Below are 16,742 nucleotides of genomic sequence, written 5' to 3'. Positions count from 1 at the left end.
AGAAGGAAAGAAAAGTGATAAAAAAATATAATCCTAGAATACTTTTTATATGGGTTTTACTCCTTTGTTTTATAATTTCAAGCTCCTTGTCGTCAACGGCATTCTGTTATGCGCAAACCGGTGATAAGTCAGCAGAAACTACACAGACCAAAACCGATAAAGGAGGCTATCATTTACCTGATGCAGTGTCAGGATACTGGTTGGCACCAGGACAATTCAGTGGTGGAAACTTTGATAAAACACTGAGTTATCTGGGGCCTCTTTCCCTGCTGGGAAGCTGTACAGGTACTCAGTATCAGGGAAAGATAGGAGAGTCCTGGCAAAATGGTGCATCATTGGGAAACTTCGGCGGATATGTTACCTATCATTTTGACGATGCTATTGACAATAGCGATAAAAACCCCTACGGGATAGACTTCATTGTTTATGGCAATTCAAGCGCTTATAATAATGATGGCAGAAACTCTATGGCATTTGCTGAGCCGGCGCAGGTTTGGGTTTCTCAGGACGGAGAAAAATGGTATGCTATCGCTGGTAGCGACCATTATAAAGACTCAACCATTTGGGACTATGAGATGACCTATTATAATACGGGGAAGAATATTTCCAATTATACAAATAATCAGGGAGTTACAAGTCCAAAGCCGGTGAGCACGGTTACCAGTTCACCTTATACTACTAGCCCTGCTGTTCAAAATAATCAGAAAAACACAGTGAAAGGCATCTTCTTAGATTACGATGATTCCAAAGTAGGAAGTTGGGCTTTTGGATATGGGGACACACACATAAACATCTTTACTGATAAATTCGATGTAGTGCAGTCAAATCCATACAGGGAAAATCAGTATAAAGATCCTCAGGGAGACCCTATTGATATTTCCTGGGCTGTTGATGAGAATGGATTGCCTGTAAAACTTGATAAAATCAGTTACGTGAAAGTTCAGAATGCAGTTTTTAAGGATGCAGGTTCATTAGGAGAAAAGTCACCAGAAATTAATGCTGTGATAGGAACTAAATCAGATAAAGAAGTAATACATAAAACTAAAGCCCCAAAAGCAATAACGGTGAATGACAGTAAAATCCTGCTACAGGAGGATAAAAACGTATATGATGTAGACATGTCTTCCAAAATGCGCATTGCAGTAGAAACTGATTCCAGGACAAATGTCTATATTAATGAAAATTATACTTCTGCAGTTAATTTTACTTCCCTGCCTAAAAAGGGCATCATCAGAGTGATTTTGCAGGAAGGAAACTGTGAACCACAGATTTATTATCTTGTAGACAAAAATATTAAAGAAAAATTAGCAAAAGAGCCAAAAGTTGCAACAGTGTCAAAAAATAATGAGAATGAGGAGTTGCAGCCAGATATTAAGGTATTTATGGATTTGGAGAAATTTTCACTGGGACAGGGCTTTATACTGGAGCCCTATGAGATAACGGTTCCCAAAGGCTCTTCTGCAGCAGATGCGCTGCTGAAGGTTTTAGAGAAAAAATCCATTCCTTATAAAAATACAGGTTCCATAAAAAGCCAGTTTTATGTTTCCGCTATTGGTGATACTGAAAGTAACATAAATATTCCGGATTATATAAAGCAGGCTGTCGGAAATAGTCTGACAAGCAGAAATGACAAAAACTATTTAGGAGAGTTCGATTACTCGAAATGGAGCGGATGGATGTATTGTGTAAACAATACATTCCCATCCAAAGGTTCTTCAGATTATGAATTGTCAGATGGAGATGTGGTCCGCTGGCAGTTCTCTCTCTATGGATATGGCTCGGATATTGGAGCCGGAGATGAAAAATGGGGACAAAAGAACCTAAAGGAACTGGGAAATAAAGATGCACTAATCCAAAAAATCGCAGCAATCAATAACTTATCCTGCAGGCAAGCTGTACTTGCCTTATCTGATAATAAAAGCAAATATGATCAGGCAGTAGAAGTACTAAAAAAAATTGATAGTAGTCAGAGTGAAATTGATAATGCTGTAAAAGCTTTGGAATCTGTAGGTACTGAAAAGCAGATAAGAGATAATCTTACTTTGTCAGTACAAAAAAGCGAAGCGGGAGATAAAGTTATTTATAGTACCCATGCCAAAATAGGAGGGACAGAGGTTTCAGATTTTATTTATCCAATGACCATGAATATTCCTTTTAGTGGTAAAAGTACAAAGGATACCATGTTATGTGACATCGGCAATAATTTATATATAACTAATCCTGAAAAAAAACCGGTAGTGTTTGGAAAATGGAATGATCAGGGAAATGCATTTACCATTATGGACAATAAGACCAGCAATTATGTATTTGCAACTTCTAAATCTTCATTTTCGGACACTGGTAAAAGCTCTCAACAAAGATATATCAACTGGTTATTACAGCGAAATGTAATAAAAGAAAATAAAGAACAGAAGTATTATCCGGATAAATTCATTACCAGAGCAGAATTCGTGCAAATGCTAGCCAATCTTTCAGGAGAAACTTTTTTCCAGCAGACTGGTGAACCTTGGTATTATCAGGCAGAAAAATGGGCAGTCCACGAGGGAATTATTACCCTTGACAAAAATGAATTTCATCCTGGGGCTTTTGTTAGTGGTAAAGAAATGAAGGTAATGCTGGATAATTACATGCTTAATATTGAAAAACAAAAGAACAAGACCGCAAGTGGTGTGATAAGCGTAAAGGGCAATGTCACCAGAGGACAAGCAGCAGAGGCAGTAGCACGAACTATTGAGAACAGTTTGTAACCTTAAAACATTCAGAATACGGAGAATATCAGTAATGATATAATAAAGCTCTATGCATAATAGAAAAAATAAATTATTAGAAAAGGATTGATTTTATAAAATGGAACTATCACTAGGCTATATCCTGCATATTGTAGGACAGAAACTTATAATACCTTGCTCAATTGTATTAATTATTTTAATCATAGCTACTATATGGGAGATTGGCAATCTAATAGTGGAATTTTTCATGGAGAGACTGAAGCCCGGGAAAATGTTCCAGGGCTAATCAGGAAAATCCATGCAGATGGAGCTGTAAACCTTAGAGACATAATAGAAAACAGTGTTCTAATAAAAAGGCAAAAGGAAGCCTTATTTATGTTGACAGAGTCCGGAGATATGTCCAGGGCCTCATTGACTGCAATGGCTCAGAGGCTTCTGGCAACAGAAGAAGGAAGATATGAAAAAGCAACAGCTATTACAGATCTGGTCTCTAAGCTGGGACCAATGTTCGGACTGCTTGGAACTTTAATCCCACTGGGCCCTGGCGTTATGGCTTTAGGAAAAGGAGACATACAGACCTTGTCCATGTCTTTTGCTTCAGCCTTTGACAGTACTATTGTAGGGGTTATTACTGCTGCTGTCTGTTTTGTTATTTCAAATATCCGTAAACGTTGGTACGATGATTATATGATCAGTTTTGAGGCAGTTATGGAATGTGTTTTAGAGGAGGTAACTAACGATGATCAGAAACAGTGGACTCGGGAGCAGGCGTAGTTTACGCTCAAAAAAAGAGGAAATTAATCCTTTGGACGGGGTAGCAAATCTGGTAGATATCATGCTGGTATTTTCATGCGGATTGATGGTATCACTGGTTCTTAACTGGAATGTAGATCTTTCCAAAGTTTCGGATATCATCACAAAAGAAGATTTGATGCAGGTGAAAAATTTAGATCAAGCTATAGAAAATGGTACATTGTCTGAAGATTATAATTCAAAGGGTTTTGTTTATGAGGATCCCAAAACGGGGAAAATGTATATTGTTAAAAAATAAATCACTTTCTGGGCAAAAATCATAAAGAATACATATTTTCTTTGGAGTTGCTCATAATACTCTTGAGGTGATAAAAATGAACTTAGGTGACGTAAAATTAAAAGATTTAGGAAAAGTTACTTCAGAGTCTCTCAGAGAAATGGGAGAAGATATTTTAGATAAGACTGAAGAAAAGGTACATGAAATGAAAGAAAAAGTAGATGATGATAAAAACAGATTTTAGTCCTTTCAATTAGTGTAACTTTTATTAACACAAAAAAAGCCGCTCCTTAAACCAGGGCGGCTTTTTCGTAAGTGTGATTATTCAGTTTCTTCGTCTTGAAATGCATCGGTTAATTCTTTACTGGCGTCAGCAATTCCGCCGGTTAGTGCATTTGCAAATTCTGAGTTATGGCCAATTTTATCTACAACCCATCCTTTATCTGTTTTTGAAAGGTGCAATTTTACAGTGCTTTCATAGTCAAAGGTAGCATTGTCAAGGGCAGTGGTAAACTTATCCTGCATCATTTTATTCAGTTCTTCTTCAGAACCTCCGGAAAGGGCTAGTCCAAATCCATCCTGCATATATTCAGTGATCGCAGATGTAAAGGCTTTCCCTAAGTCATAGGTTTTTATAGCTACATCCACTGTAGCCTTATCATCCTTAATTGCTTCATTTGAAATTTTATATTCAAATGAAGTAAGTTTTTCTGCGAAAGATTTTAAAAAGTCTTCGCTTACTTCATCTGACATTTCCCCATATTCTTCTTTAAAGTTCAGGTCAGAAGCATCTCCCGCATAAACCTTGGAAAGCTGTTCCGTATTATTGGTTTTTATTGCGGATAAATATGTATCAGCAACTTTTGTAGGAGCTGGAGTGCTGGCACAAGAAAACAGTGATAAGCACATAACGAATACTAATAATAAAGATAAAATTTTTTTCATGGTTTCCTCCTAGTTTAAATGAATTACTTGTATAGTCACACTCTTAAAGGATACCATATAAGGAAAATTATGTATATAGATAAGACAAACAAATTTTACTGAAATAAAAATAAAAAAATTTCTGACAAATAATAGGAAAGGGTTTAGGTATATTTATCTTATAGCAATAATAAGTTTTTAAAAGAGAAAAATTGTGTCACAAGATTTTTATGAATCTATCAATTTAGAATACCTTTGGTGAAAGGGAGGTGAGATAATGAATCAGCAAACCCAGCACTACAAATTTGAGAATGCTCCTTTGCCGTATCCATATGATGCATTGGAACCTTACATTGATGCAAAGACTATGGAACTGCATCATGACAGGCACTTACAGACGTATATTGATAATTTAAATAAAATTCTTGAAGATTGCCCGGAATTGCAGGACTTGACTTTAGTCCAGCTTATTTGTAATGCAGATTTATTTCCTGAATGTATACGGGTACCCATATTAAACAATGCAGGGGGAGTTTTTAACCATGAATTTTATTTTAGTCAGTTAAATCGTTTAAACGATAAAGAACCAACTGCCCATTTGGCTTTAGATATAAACAGCCAGTTTGGCAGTTTTGAGGAATTTAAAAGCAGATTTAAAAATGCAGCATTATCTGTATTCGGATCTGGCTATGCATGGCTGGTCTTAAACCAAAATCAAGATTTGCAGATTATTACTACAGCAAATCAGGATACTCCGTTTCCGTTAAATCTATGCCCCATCTTAAATATAGATGTTTGGGAACACGCTTATTATTTAAAGCATTATAATAAAAGAGCTGATTATATTGAGGACTGGTTTAATGTGGTAGACTGGAACAAGATATTACAAAACTATTTTAAATGTAAATCTTTATTTGTATAATTGTAAGTCTGTATCAAAATAATTTATGGCAAATGTCTTAAATTCTGATGCAGACTTTTTTATAAAAAAGTATTAAATAAAAATAATAAAGTATATTTCTGGATGTAATTTAATGGTATAATAAAAAAAATATGTTTGGCAAATTGTACTAATGTTAAAAACATCAAGAGGTTTCGTATGAGTGTACAAAAGAAGTTTATAATTATCATCTGTTCAATCTGTTTAATTTGCATAACTTTAACTTCATTTATTGGGTATTCTGCGGCCTCAAGTGAACTAAAGGCTAAAAGTACTGAAAATGCTTCGATTTTGGCCTCTGATTATGCTAATCAGATTAATAATTGGATATGGGAAAAAGCAGTTTTTTTAAATACAGTTGCGGAATCAATGATTTTAGTTAAGAACCTGGACAGAAATTATTTACACTCGTATTTTAATCAGATTCTAAAAAACTCAAATATGAATAATACTGTTTATGATTTATTCTTTCAATATCCAGACAGTTATATGGTATGTGCCACAGACTTTGTACCAGATGGAAGTATGGACTATACAAAGAGAAAATGGTATACAGTTCCAACCAGTACACATAAGTTATCTGTTCAGACAGCATATAAAGATACAGATACCGGAAGGCAGATTATAACTATTTCAAGAGAAATTATTATTGACGGTAAGCTGGAGGGTGTTCTTGCCATTGATATTTTTGTGGACCAGATGATACATACTATAAATGCCATGGAAGTACCTGAAGATTCCTATGGCTTCTTACTGGATAGCAATAATGGGCTGGTAGTACATCCAAGCGAGAAATATGGATATGTAAACAATGCGCCTGTTGCTTTACAGGATTTGAAGGGAAACCCTTATAAGCCATTAATCAGACAGATTGAAAAAGGGACAAAGTCAAAAGAATTATTATGGATTAATGACTATGACGGAAAGAAACGGGCTTTTTTTATCAGCAATGTAGAATGTTGTGGATGGCATGTGGGAATTGCTATTGCAGAGAGTGTATGGGCAAAGGATGTTAAAAATCTGTTAATTGAATTTGCACTGATAATGGCTGTGCTGTGTTTTTGTATCAGTGCCATAAGTATATCTGTAGTAGTGAAAGCACTTCTTAAACCTGTCAGCCTGGCGGAATCTGCATCCCAGGCAAAATCGGATTTCCTGGCAAATATGTCTCACGAAATACGAACACCTATTAATGCAATGCTGGGGATGGACGAACTGATTCTAAGGGAGACGGCCAACGAAAATATTGCTAAATATGCAGTAAATATACAGAATGCAGGGAAAATGCTGCTTTCACTGGTGAATGATATTCTGGATTTTTCCAAAATAGAGTCAGGAAAAATGGAAATTGCCCCTATTGATTATGAGTTAAGTTCTATGCTTAGTGATTTAGTTAATATGATTGCTCAGAAGGCTGAAGAAAAAGGACTTTCTTTAAAGCTGGATATTGCACAGGATATTCCCCATAGATTAAATGGAGATGAAAGAAGAATCACCCAGATAGTTGGGAATCTTTTAACCAACGCAGTGAAATATACTTTGCGTGGTTCTGTTACTCTACGTATTAAATGGAATAAAATTGATAAAGAAAATATAGAATTGATTGTAGAAGTAGAGGATACAGGAATAGGGATTAAAGCAGAAGAGATAAACTTACTGTTTATATCGTTTGCCCGGTTAGATACGCAGAGAAATAGCAGCATTGAAGGCACGGGCTAGGATTGAATATAACCAAGAGTCTGTTAGATATGATGAACGGGCACTTAATCATTAAAAGCGTTTATGGAAAAGGCTCTGTATTTACTGCGAAGATACCTCAGACTGTTGTCAGTCATGAGGCAATTGGAGATTTTCAGGAGCAATATGAGAAAAGTATACAGCAAAGAAAGTATTATAAAGAGAGTTTTATCGCTCCAGAAGGGAGAATTCTCATTGTCGATGATAATGTTATGAATCTTGCTGTAGTCACAGGACTTTTGAAGAATACAGAACTTAAAATAGATACTGCGGTGAGTGGAAGAGAGTGTTTGGATAAGATTACAAAGAATGTGTATCATATAATCTTTATGGATCATATGATGCCTGGGCTGGACGGGGTTGAGACCTTTGAATGTATGAAATCCATGAATGATAATTTGTGCAAATCAGCGCCGGTGATTGCATTGACAGCAAATGCCATATCCAATGCCAAGAAAATGTATCTTGATTATGGATTTTCAGATTACATTTCCAAACCTATTGAGGGAAGCAGGTTAGAGCGTTTATTAATTAAATATCTGCCTCCTGAAATAGTACATAAAACCTCCGAACTTGAAAATCAGAATAAAGAGTTAAACAAGGAAAAAACTATTTTAGAAAAACAACTGGGAGATTATATTAATGTAAGAATGGGGCTGTCTTACTCTGGCGAAGATATTGAAAACTATCATGCACTTTTAAAAATATATAAAAATATTGGACGAGAGTCAATGGATAAAATTCAGGAGGCTTATGAAGATGAAGACTGGAACCTGTATACAACATTAGTTCATGCTGTAAAAAGTACATCCCTGGGGATTGGCGCTGAAGTCCTGTCTGAGAAGGCTAGGCTTTTGGAATGTGCAGGTCAGTCCAATGATAAAGCTTATATCTTACATAATCATGAACAATTATTAAAATTATATGAGAAGGTGGTTTCTGACATTGCCAGATATTTGGAACGATTTGATAAAAATCTGAAATGCAATGAAAATATTGATATACGACAGGATATACCTGAAAAGGAAATAGAAAAAGACATACTAAAAGACTTATTGATGGAGTTGGATGAGAAAATCAGCAACTTTGAAATTATAGAAGCACAAAAAATCATAAAAGAACTTTCTTATGATACTTATAAAGGGGAACAGCTAAAGCCATATATTAAAGACATTTGTGAAAAACTGGAGGACTTTGAGTATGAAGAAGCAAAAAGGGCAATAAGTATAATGCTCAGGCAGTTATAATTTCAATTAGATTAGACAGGTACACTTATTAATTTGTTTCTGGAGGTAGGCATATGCAGCAAATGATCCTGATTGTAGATGATAATCGGTCAAATATAAAGATAGCTCAGACCATTTTAGAAAAAGATTATAGAGTTGGAGCGGCATTATCGGGGAGGAAGGCATTACAATTTCTGTCTTTGGCGGTCCCGGATTTAATTTTGCTGGATATTAATATGCCACAGATGAGCGGCTTTGAAGTGATGGAAGCATTACAACAAAATGAAAAATGGAAGAACATACCTATAATTTTTTTGACAGCTAATGCGGAACCACAGATAGAAGCAAAGTGCTTTAAGATGGGGGCAGTAGATTTCATATCCAAACCCTTTGTTCCTGAAGTGATAAGAAACAGGATAAACAGGACACTGGAGTTACAGGCATACAGAAAAAATCTGGAAGATGCCGTAAGACATCAATCCAAGCAAATCCTGCAGCAGGCAGAAGAATTGGCACACAAGCAGCAGGAACTGATGTCTATTCAGCAGGAAGTTATAATAGGCATGGCAAATCTTATTGAAGGTCGGGACGATAGCACCGGCGGGCATATAAAAAGGACAAGCCAGTATGTGGAATTAATTGCCCGGTCTTTAAGAGATAAGGGAAAGTTTACAGACATACTTAGTGACGAATACATAGAAAATCTGTGTAAGGCCGCGCCTATGCATGACATTGGAAAGATTTGTATTTCTGATATTATATTAAAAAAACCAGGGGGACTCACAGAGGAAGAATTTGAAATTATGAAGAAACATGCTGAACAAGGAGGAAATGTTATAAGTTCAACAATGGCAAAGATAGAAAAGAAGGAATTTGTTGATATTGCTTTTGACATTGCTACCTATCATCATGAGAAATGGAATGGTAATGGATATCCACAGGGGCTGACCCAGGAAAACATTCCTTTAAGTGCCAGAATCATGGCTGTTGCAGATGTATTTGATGCTCTTGTATCCAAGAGATGTTATAAGGAGGCTATGGATAGTGAAGAGGCCTTTAAAATAATAGAAGCATCCAGTGGGACTCACTTTGATCCTGAAATTGCAAAAGTTTTTATTGAACTCAGAAATAATATTGAAGAGATTATGGAAGATGATTAGCCTTATAACATTATAGCAATAGAATTAAAATCTATCGCTATAATTTAAGAGGCTGCGTATGTAACCGCCTTGGACCTTAGGAGTTTTTGAGGCGGTATTTTTTTTCTCTCCGCCATAATACACAATGGAACCCTGGATACCTTCAGGAGAAGTATTTACAATTGCATAAGAACCTTTTGTACCATCTGCAGGCAAACTCAGACTGCCGGGATTTATCAGATATATCCCGTTAAATTCGGAAAAGACAGGTTTATGTGTATGACCAAAAAGTGCAGCAACACAGCCTTCTTCTTCTGCCCTGTAAAAAATATTCTGGTATTTCATTTTTACGTTTTCCATGTGTCCATGAGATAAATATAGTTTGCCGCATTCTGTAGTTAATATTTTAAAATCCGACTGGCTGTAGGATCCATCCATATTACCTTTTACTGAAATAACATCAATTCCCAGGTTACTTTTCAGTTCTTCAGCATCCTGAAAATAATCCCCTAAATGAATAATGGCATCAATAGAGGTAAGCGTCTTATATACCTCATATACTTTATTTAATTCTCCATGTGTATCACTTATTACAAATAACTTCAACCTTTTTGTCCTCCTGTATAATAAAAACTGAACTTCAGACAGCCTTCGCTGCTGTCTACATAATTTATTTCAAAAAGCTCAGATATTTTTTTTATCATATCAAATTTCTTTAAATCAATCATTACGTTATGCTGGTCAATGAAAATAAAATCGCAATTTGTAAGCTTCACAGCCTTTTGCAGTGCAGTACCCCCTGAAATAGCTGCTTTTAACGCCATAGACTGCATGATATTACCTAAGGATTTAACATCTTCCTGAAAGGTGGCATAGATACGCGTGCTGTCTTCTGAAAACCTGAAATCTTTAATAGAGAACATATACTTGGCGGATACGGGTCCTAACTGTTTTATATGAAGTTTTAAATCCAGCATGATGCAACCACCTTGAAATAAAACCGTGTAATCTTTTAAATAATTCTGAACATCTTTCAAACCCATTATTTTATCTTTTATACCCACATTGATTAAATAATCTGGTATTTTCAGCATACCATTTTCAATATCCTGGTATTCAAAGTAATCCGTTAAAGTAATTAATTCTTTCTTGTTTTTAAGTAGGAAAGAGATTATGTTTTTAAGTTTCGCATCTGTCAGATTCACAGTATCACCTCACATTTTAATTTAGATTTCTTCTAATAGTAGCATTCCCTTAAAGTCATTAAACATCATACTTACTTCTGCAAATTTAAGATTTTTAGGAAGTTTAATCGAAAGATGGAATGCCATGCCACTGGAAGCAACAGGTCCGGAGCTACTGACATGGGTTTCCAGAACAGCAATGTCCATACTTTTTATTTTAGATACAAAATCTTTAAAATTTTGCAGTGAATCCATTTCCACATATAAATTAATCATACGTGCATTCTGATAGAAATAGTTTTCTACTTTAGGCAGAAGTGCAAGGCTGATAAAAATAAGTATGCCAGCAATGGAAGCACCAGAGTAAAATCCAATCCCAAGAGCAAGACCCAGACAGGAGGATGCCCAAAGACCGGCAGCGGTAGTAAGACCTTTTATTTTATGTTTTCCTGTTACAAAAATGGTACCAACACCAAGGAAACCTACACCTGTAATAACCTGGGCACCCAATCGCGCAGGGTCTGCCCCCGGGGTCAGGTACTGACTTATATACTGATTGGTAAGCATGGCCAGTGTAGCGCCTACGCAAACCAGAATGTGCGTTCTGAATCCGGCAGGATGATTGTTAGCACCCCGCTCAAGACCAATTATACCGCCAAATACTACTGCAAGCAGCAGTCTGGTAGCAACAGATATAATATTTACATCATAAAAGTAATGTGGCAATTGAAATGCGAGCATAAAAGCAACTCCTTTTTAGTGATATGTAATATTTAAGTATATGTAATTGTACCATAATGTGTTAATATATACAAAAGAAAGTATTTTTTTTATTTATATATGCGGAGGTCTAATATGTATCAAGATATTTTGAAAAAAAGTTTGATTTTAGATAGCAGAAAACCGTATAGCATAGGAATAAGAAAGCAAATAAAAGAAATGGATTTGTGCGAACTATTATACACTTCACTTCATTTAGATGGAAGCATCATAAAAAAGGAGCAGATTAAACCAATTTTAGCAGGTAAGGTTGTGGCAGAAGCTACTTTAAATGATCACATGGCCATTGAAAATTATATAAACACATTATCTGTGATGGAAAATTTTATTGACCTTAAAAGTGATATCAGTCTTAAAATAATGGAAGATCTTCATAATGTAAGCTGCGGGGTAACGGAAACCCTCTGGCGTAAAAGTAATCCAGTGCTTTATACCCTTGATTACAATCCTCCACACTGGCAGGATGTGAAAGAAAAAATAGAGGAGTTTATAAAATGGACATACAGGGCAGATGAAGAACTGGAGGGTAATAAACTTTTAAAAGCGGCATATTTACATAATAAAATCATTGAAATTTATCCATTTGAATATAACTGTGAATCTACGGCCAGACTGATTATGTATTACTCCCTGTTGAGAGATGGATATCCGGTGTTTGAGCTACGTTTAAGTGAAACGGAGTATAATACATCAATCCTGGAATACTTAAAACACAGGAAGATAGAACCATTCTACAAGGCTGTAGAGCGTGGTATTTACAATAAACTTGATGTACTTCTGCAAATTACAGAGGAAGAAGAATAAAAAAGAACTGATTTGCATCAGTTCTTTTTTTGCACTAGCGGATGAAATCTCCACCCTTAAGGATTTTTTTCTCTAAAGTACCACTGCCTTTTACTTCGCCAGACTGCTGTTGTTTTTGAATGGCTCTGATTTTCAGAGGCAGAGAGAACAAGTTGATAAAACCTTCTGCATCACTTTGATCGTATACTTCATCTTTACTGAACGTTGCGAATTCTTCGCTGTAAAGAGAATAAGGTGATTTGGATGCAACAGGGATAGCACTGCCCTTGTATAGTTTTATTTTTACTGTACCAGTTACATCTTTTTGCGTTGAATTTACAAAAGCTGCAATGGCTTCTCGAACTGGTGTAAACCATAATCCATCATAAACCAGCTGGGCATATTTTTGAGCAACTATATTTTTATATTGCATGGTATCTCTGTCAAGAATGAGCTTTTCCAGCGTTGAGTGGGCTTTATAAAGGATTGTGCCCCCGGAGTTTCGTATACACCTCTGGATTTCATTCCCACCAGACGGTTTTCTATAATATCTATGGTTCCAACTCCATTGGCACTGCCAAGGCTGTTTAATGTTTCAAGGATCTTAACACCAGTCATTTTTTCACCATTAACGGCCACAGGAATACCTTGTTCAAAGCTAATTTCCACGTAAGCTGGATTGTCAGGTGCCTGTTCCACCGGAACACTTAAAACGTGAATATCATCTTTATGTTCATTCCAGGGATTTTCAAGATTTCCGCCTTCATGACTGATGTGCCAGATGTTCTCATCTCTTGAGTAAATCTTTTCGGTAGTTTGTGCAATTGGAATGTGATGGGCCTTGGCATATTCAATTAGATCTTCTCTTGATTCCAGATTCCAGGTTCTCCAAGGGGCAATGATTCGGATAGCAGGATTTAATGCTTTAATAGTAGTTTCAAAACGAACCTGGTCATTTCCTTTGCCGGTACATCCATGAGCAATTATGTAAGCTCCTTCTGCTTCTGCAATTTCTACAAGTTTCTTGGCCATTAGAGGTCTTGCCATAGATGTTCCCAGAAGATAGTCATTTTCATAAATAGCGCCAGCTTTTAAAGTGGGCCATATAAAATCTGTGACAAATTCCTGCTGTATATCTAAAATGTATGATTTTGATGCACCTGTTGCGTATGCTTTTTTCTCTATAGCCTCATAATCTTCTCTCTGTCCAGCATTGCAGCAGACGGCAATAACATCACAATTATAGTTTTCTTTTAACCAGGTCAGGATAATGGATGTGTCTAATCCCCCTGAGTACGCCAATACGATTTTTTCTTTATTCATTAAGTGTGCCTCCTAAAATTTATACATAAAAATCATTAATTATTCGTAATTTAAGATGATTATACGCTGGTGAATTACAAAAATCAAGTGGTTTTTTGTGATTTAAAACCAAAAAAATATTTTTTTTTGGTTCAAATAGAAAAATAGTGTGTTTGACATACAAAAAATGGATGTATATAAAAAAGAAATATGCAGCAGGATAAAACGATGTAGAAACAGGAAAAATATGATATACTTATCTGTAGATATGAATTTACTATTTATATAGTGTAATGCACAAATAGTAAGGATGACAGGTTTATAATAATTTATAATGAGTTGGGGAGGAACTGACTGAATGAAATCTGAAAAACAGATTGATATAGAATATTTATGTTTGAAAATTAAAGAATTTGTGAACTTTGAGAGGATAATCATAAATGCTTCCATGAGTAAATATACATCCTTCAGGACCGGTGGAAATGCTTCTGCAATGGTAATAGTGGAAAATATTGTGGAACTTAAAAAATTATTATGCTTATTGACAGAGGAACAAGTTCCCCATATTCTGCTGGGCAATGGTTCCAATATCCTTGTTAAAGATGGAGGATATAAGGGAATTGTTATTAAACTGGGTAACAGTTTTAATACAGTCAAAGTGGAAGAAAATAAAATAACAGCATATGCTGGTGCCAAAATAACCGCAGTAGCAAAAGCGGCTATGGAACATGGACTTTCCGGTATGGAATTTGCCAGCGGTATACCCGGAAGTGTTGGCGGCGGCGTATTTATGAATGCAGGAGCTTATGGGGGAGAGATAAAAGATATAATTGTATCAGTACAGGCAATCACCAAAGACGGAAGCAGGGAATATGAAATATCAAGAGAAGAAATGCTGATGGGTTACAGAACCAGTTCATTTCAGAAAACCGGAGATATTATTATTTATGCTACTTTTCAGTTGAAACTGGAAGAAAAGAATATCATTGCTGAAAGAATGAAAGAACTTATGGAGAAAAGAAATCAGAAACAGCCTGTTAATTTACCTAGTGCAGGGAGTTTTTTCAAACGACCTGAAGGGTACTATGCAGGAAAACTGATACAGGATTCTGGGCTGAAGGGATTAAGTGTTGGCGGAGCACAAGTATCACCGATGCATGCTGGTTTTATTGTAAACAATGGAGACGCTACTGCAGGAGATATTTTGAAATTAATGAAACTTATACAAAATACTGTTTTTGAAAAGTTTGGTGTAAGATTAGAGCCTGAAGTAAGAATTCTTGGAGATTGATCGAAGCAGAAGGGGTGAAATGCAGTGGAAGAAAATAAAGAAATTAAAGTATATAAAGGGTATAGAATGACGTATGACTTACATACTCATACGGTGTTTTCACATGGAAAGGGCACTATAAGAGAAAATGTTCTGGCAGCTCTGAGCAGAGGATTAAATAAAGTAGCCATTACAGACCATGGACCAGGACACCTGACTTATGGCATAAAGAGAAAAGCTGTTCCAGAAATGAGGGCGCAGATTGAATCCTTAAAGAAAGAATTTCCTCAGATAGATATATGTCTTGGGGTTGAAGCCAATATCATAAATAAGGGCTTTTATTTGGATGTAACACCAGATGAATTTTTACAATATGATTTTGTTATTGGTGGATATCACTATGGGGTGCTAAATGGATACTGTGTGAGTAACTATCTGGACAACCATATGAAGAAAAAAAGTTTGATGGATTCAAAATCCGTAAAAAAGCTTAGACGTAAGAATACTGAAATGACCGTAAAGGCGGTTTATGAGAATAATTTGAAAATATTAACGCATCCCGGAGATAAAGGTCCCTTTGATCTGTTGGAAATTGCAAAAGCATGCGCTGAACGTGGTACTTTGATGGAGATCAGCACATGGCATGATCATCTGACTGTTGAGGAAATAAAAACTGCTGCGCTTACCAGCGTGGGATTTATCATTAGCAGTGATGCTCATCATCCAAGCAGAATAGGGGACTTTGAAGGAGGGCTGGATCGAGCTATAGAAGCTGGTATTGATTTAGCCAGAATTGTTAATATAGAAAGGATATAAATCTACAATGGAAGCAGTAATTATAACAGGTTTATCTGGTGCAGGCAAATCTCAGGCAGCTAACTGCCTGGAGGATTTAGGGTACTATTGCATTGATAATATGCCCCCTGCCTTAATAAGAAATTTCATTACTTTAGCAATGAATGAAAAAAGTTCTATCGAGAAAGCTGCTTTTGTTACCGATATTCGCGGAGGAGAATTCTTCGATGAAATTAAACCCTGTCTGCAGGATTTAAGGTTGATGGGACTTAACTTTAAAGTTTTGTTTCTGGAAGCGTCAGATGAAGTTTTAATTAGAAGATTTAATGAAACAAGGAGGCAGCATCCTTTAGCAGAAGGTGGAGAAACCTTATCCGGATTAAGAAGGGAAAGAGAGGTTCTGAAGGAAATACGAGCCATATCTGATTTTGTTATTGATACATCTAATATGAAATCTGCAAGACTCAGGGAAGAAATTAAAGACATTTTTACAAAGGGAGAGGATGCTGGGTTTATCATTAACATATCTTCTTTTGGTTTTAAACATGGAATACCTCTTGAAGCAGATATGGTTTTTGATATGAGATTTATACCAAATCCATATTATGTACCAAGTTTAAAAAAATTAACAGGGAACAGCAAAAAAATACAGGATTACGTGCTGAAATTTACGGAAACACAGAATTTTATTGAAAATGCAGATAAAATGATAACTGAGATGATTCCCTGCTATATCAGAGAAGGAAAATATCATTTAAATCTTGCTTTTGGATGTACAGGCGGACAGCACAGATCTGTAACCATGGCTAATGTTTTTGCGAAAAAATTTAAAGAACAAGGTTTACGAATAACTATTGAGCATAGGGACCTCTAGTGGTATACTATATAGTGGCTAGTTTCATG

General features: G+C 35.9%; 16 protein-coding genes and 1 pseudogene. 12 read left to right on the top strand and 5 right to left on the bottom strand.

Going from position 1 to position 16,742, the window contains the following annotated elements:
- Window positions 1-14: 14 nt before the first annotated feature.
- From Ami3637_RS02015 to Ami3637_RS02000, 4 genes are all read left to right on the top strand, one after another.
- Window positions 15-2,747 (top strand): S-layer homology domain-containing protein, encoded by a 2,733-nt coding sequence (locus Ami3637_RS02015; protein ID WP_162361109.1) that lies wholly within the window; start codon window positions 15-17, stop codon window positions 2,745-2,747.
- A gap of 195 nt (window positions 2,748-2,942) precedes the next feature.
- A complete protein-coding gene (locus tag Ami3637_RS02010) occupies window positions 2,943-3,503 on the top strand; it encodes a MotA/TolQ/ExbB proton channel family protein (RefSeq protein WP_243158076.1) in 561 nt (186 codons plus the stop codon).
- The gene (locus Ami3637_RS02005; protein ID WP_243158075.1) at window positions 3,469-3,780 is read left to right on the top strand and encodes a DUF2149 domain-containing protein; all 312 of its coding nucleotides are present in this window, start codon (window positions 3,469-3,471) and stop codon (window positions 3,778-3,780) included. Before Ami3637_RS02010 ends, Ami3637_RS02005 begins: the two co-directional genes overlap by 35 nt.
- 76 nt (window positions 3,781-3,856) lie before the next feature.
- Window positions 3,857-4,003, top strand: coding sequence for a hypothetical protein (locus Ami3637_RS02000; RefSeq protein ID WP_162361108.1), 147 nt, complete (start codon window positions 3,857-3,859; stop codon window positions 4,001-4,003).
- A gap of 77 nt (window positions 4,004-4,080) precedes the next feature.
- Here Ami3637_RS02000 and Ami3637_RS01995 read toward each other — a convergent pair whose 3' ends face one another.
- Entirely contained in the window at window positions 4,081-4,704 is a 624-nt protein-coding gene (locus Ami3637_RS01995) for a DUF4878 domain-containing protein (protein WP_162361107.1), read from the bottom strand.
- A gap of 256 nt (window positions 4,705-4,960) precedes the next feature.
- Here Ami3637_RS01995 and Ami3637_RS01990 point away from each other — a divergent pair, with 256 nt between their 5' ends.
- From Ami3637_RS01990 to Ami3637_RS01975, 4 genes are all read left to right on the top strand, one after another.
- Complete coding sequence (locus tag Ami3637_RS01990; RefSeq protein WP_162361106.1) at window positions 4,961-5,605, top strand: superoxide dismutase; 645 nt, start codon at window positions 4,961-4,963, stop codon at window positions 5,603-5,605.
- Window positions 5,606-5,782: 177 nt separating this feature from the next.
- Window positions 5,783-7,342, top strand: coding sequence for a sensor histidine kinase (locus Ami3637_RS01985; protein WP_162361105.1), 1,560 nt, complete (start codon window positions 5,783-5,785; stop codon window positions 7,340-7,342).
- A 2-nt stretch (window positions 7,343-7,344) separates the two neighbouring features.
- Window positions 7,345-8,607 (top strand): response regulator, encoded by a 1,263-nt coding sequence (locus tag Ami3637_RS01980; RefSeq protein WP_162361104.1) that lies wholly within the window; start codon window positions 7,345-7,347, stop codon window positions 8,605-8,607.
- Between the two features lie 53 nt (window positions 8,608-8,660).
- A complete protein-coding gene (locus Ami3637_RS01975) occupies window positions 8,661-9,746 on the top strand; it encodes an HD domain-containing phosphohydrolase (RefSeq protein ID WP_162361103.1) in 1,086 nt (361 codons plus the stop codon).
- Between the two features lie 24 nt (window positions 9,747-9,770).
- Here the strand turns inward: Ami3637_RS01975 and Ami3637_RS01970 are convergent, their stop codons facing one another.
- Genes Ami3637_RS01970 through Ami3637_RS01960 form a run of 3 tightly spaced genes read right to left on the bottom strand, consistent with a single transcriptional unit; the run spans window position 9,771 to window position 11,650 of the window.
- Window positions 9,771-10,331, bottom strand: coding sequence for a YfcE family phosphodiesterase (locus Ami3637_RS01970; protein ID WP_162361102.1), 561 nt, complete (start codon window positions 10,329-10,331; stop codon window positions 9,771-9,773).
- Window positions 10,328-10,930 carry a hypothetical protein gene (locus tag Ami3637_RS01965; protein WP_162361101.1) on the bottom strand — a complete coding sequence of 201 codons (603 nt, stop codon included), beginning with the start codon at window positions 10,928-10,930 and terminating at the stop codon, window positions 10,328-10,330. Before Ami3637_RS01965 ends, Ami3637_RS01970 begins: the two co-directional genes overlap by 4 nt.
- Before the next feature lie 21 nt (window positions 10,931-10,951).
- Complete coding sequence (locus Ami3637_RS01960; protein ID WP_162361100.1) at window positions 10,952-11,650, bottom strand: MgtC/SapB family protein; 699 nt, start codon at window positions 11,648-11,650, stop codon at window positions 10,952-10,954.
- 114 nt (window positions 11,651-11,764) lie between these two features.
- Between Ami3637_RS01960 and Ami3637_RS01955 the strand changes: the two genes are divergently transcribed.
- The gene (locus tag Ami3637_RS01955; RefSeq protein ID WP_162361099.1) at window positions 11,765-12,493 is read left to right on the top strand and encodes a Fic family protein; all 729 of its coding nucleotides are present in this window, start codon (window positions 11,765-11,767) and stop codon (window positions 12,491-12,493) included.
- Between the two features lie 34 nt (window positions 12,494-12,527).
- Here Ami3637_RS01955 and Ami3637_RS01950 read toward each other — a convergent pair.
- Window positions 12,528-13,795: pseudogene (locus tag Ami3637_RS01950) on the bottom strand (argininosuccinate synthase).
- Between the two features lie 337 nt (window positions 13,796-14,132).
- On the opposite strand from Ami3637_RS01950, the gene murB reads away from it, so the two are divergent.
- Genes murB through rapZ form a run of 3 tightly spaced genes read left to right on the top strand, consistent with a single transcriptional unit; the run spans window position 14,133 to window position 16,713 of the window.
- Entirely contained in the window at window positions 14,133-15,065 is a 933-nt protein-coding gene (gene murB / locus Ami3637_RS01945; protein WP_162361098.1) for a UDP-N-acetylmuramate dehydrogenase, read from the top strand.
- A gap of 24 nt (window positions 15,066-15,089) precedes the next feature.
- A complete protein-coding gene (locus Ami3637_RS01940) occupies window positions 15,090-15,860 on the top strand; it encodes a PHP domain-containing protein (RefSeq protein WP_162361097.1) in 771 nt (256 codons plus the stop codon).
- 7 nt (window positions 15,861-15,867) lie between these two features.
- On the top strand, window positions 15,868-16,713 hold the full coding sequence (gene rapZ, locus Ami3637_RS01935) for an RNase adapter RapZ (protein WP_162361096.1): 846 nt from the start codon (window positions 15,868-15,870) through the stop codon (window positions 16,711-16,713).
- Window positions 16,714-16,742: the final 29 nt, after the last annotated feature.

The organism is Aminipila terrae (assembly GCF_010120715.1).
GTDB classification, from domain to species: Bacteria; Bacillota; Clostridia; order Peptostreptococcales; family Anaerovoracaceae; genus Aminipila; species Aminipila terrae.
Note: the sequence above shows the minus strand (reverse complement) of the source record. Positions and strands in the feature narration are given on the sequence as shown.

Excerpts from the sequence above, each read along its gene's own strand:
- Ami3637_RS02005 (WP_243158075.1), top strand. The coding sequence starts at position 3,469 with ATGATCAGAAACAGTGGACTCGGGAGCAGGCGTAGTTTACGCTCAAAA.
- Ami3637_RS01955 (WP_162361099.1), top strand. The coding sequence starts at position 11,765 with ATGTATCAAGATATTTTGAAAAAAAGTTTGATTTTAGATAGCAGAAAA.
- murB (WP_162361098.1), top strand. The coding sequence starts at position 14,133 with ATGAAATCTGAAAAACAGATTGATATAGAATATTTATGTTTGAAAATT.
- Ami3637_RS02010 (WP_243158076.1), top strand. The coding sequence starts at position 2,943 with ATGGGAGATTGGCAATCTAATAGTGGAATTTTTCATGGAGAGACTGAA.
- rapZ (WP_162361096.1), top strand. The coding sequence starts at position 15,868 with ATGGAAGCAGTAATTATAACAGGTTTATCTGGTGCAGGCAAATCTCAG.
- Ami3637_RS01995 (WP_162361107.1), bottom strand. The coding sequence starts at position 4,704 with ATGAAAAAAATTTTATCTTTATTATTAGTATTCGTTATGTGCTTATCA.
- Ami3637_RS01985 (WP_162361105.1), top strand. The coding sequence starts at position 5,783 with ATGAGTGTACAAAAGAAGTTTATAATTATCATCTGTTCAATCTGTTTA.
- Ami3637_RS01975 (WP_162361103.1), top strand. The coding sequence starts at position 8,661 with ATGCAGCAAATGATCCTGATTGTAGATGATAATCGGTCAAATATAAAG.
- Ami3637_RS01960 (WP_162361100.1), bottom strand. The coding sequence starts at position 11,650 with ATGCTCGCATTTCAATTGCCACATTACTTTTATGATGTAAATATTATA.
- Ami3637_RS02000 (WP_162361108.1), top strand. The coding sequence starts at position 3,857 with ATGAACTTAGGTGACGTAAAATTAAAAGATTTAGGAAAAGTTACTTCA.
- Ami3637_RS01990 (WP_162361106.1), top strand. The coding sequence starts at position 4,961 with ATGAATCAGCAAACCCAGCACTACAAATTTGAGAATGCTCCTTTGCCG.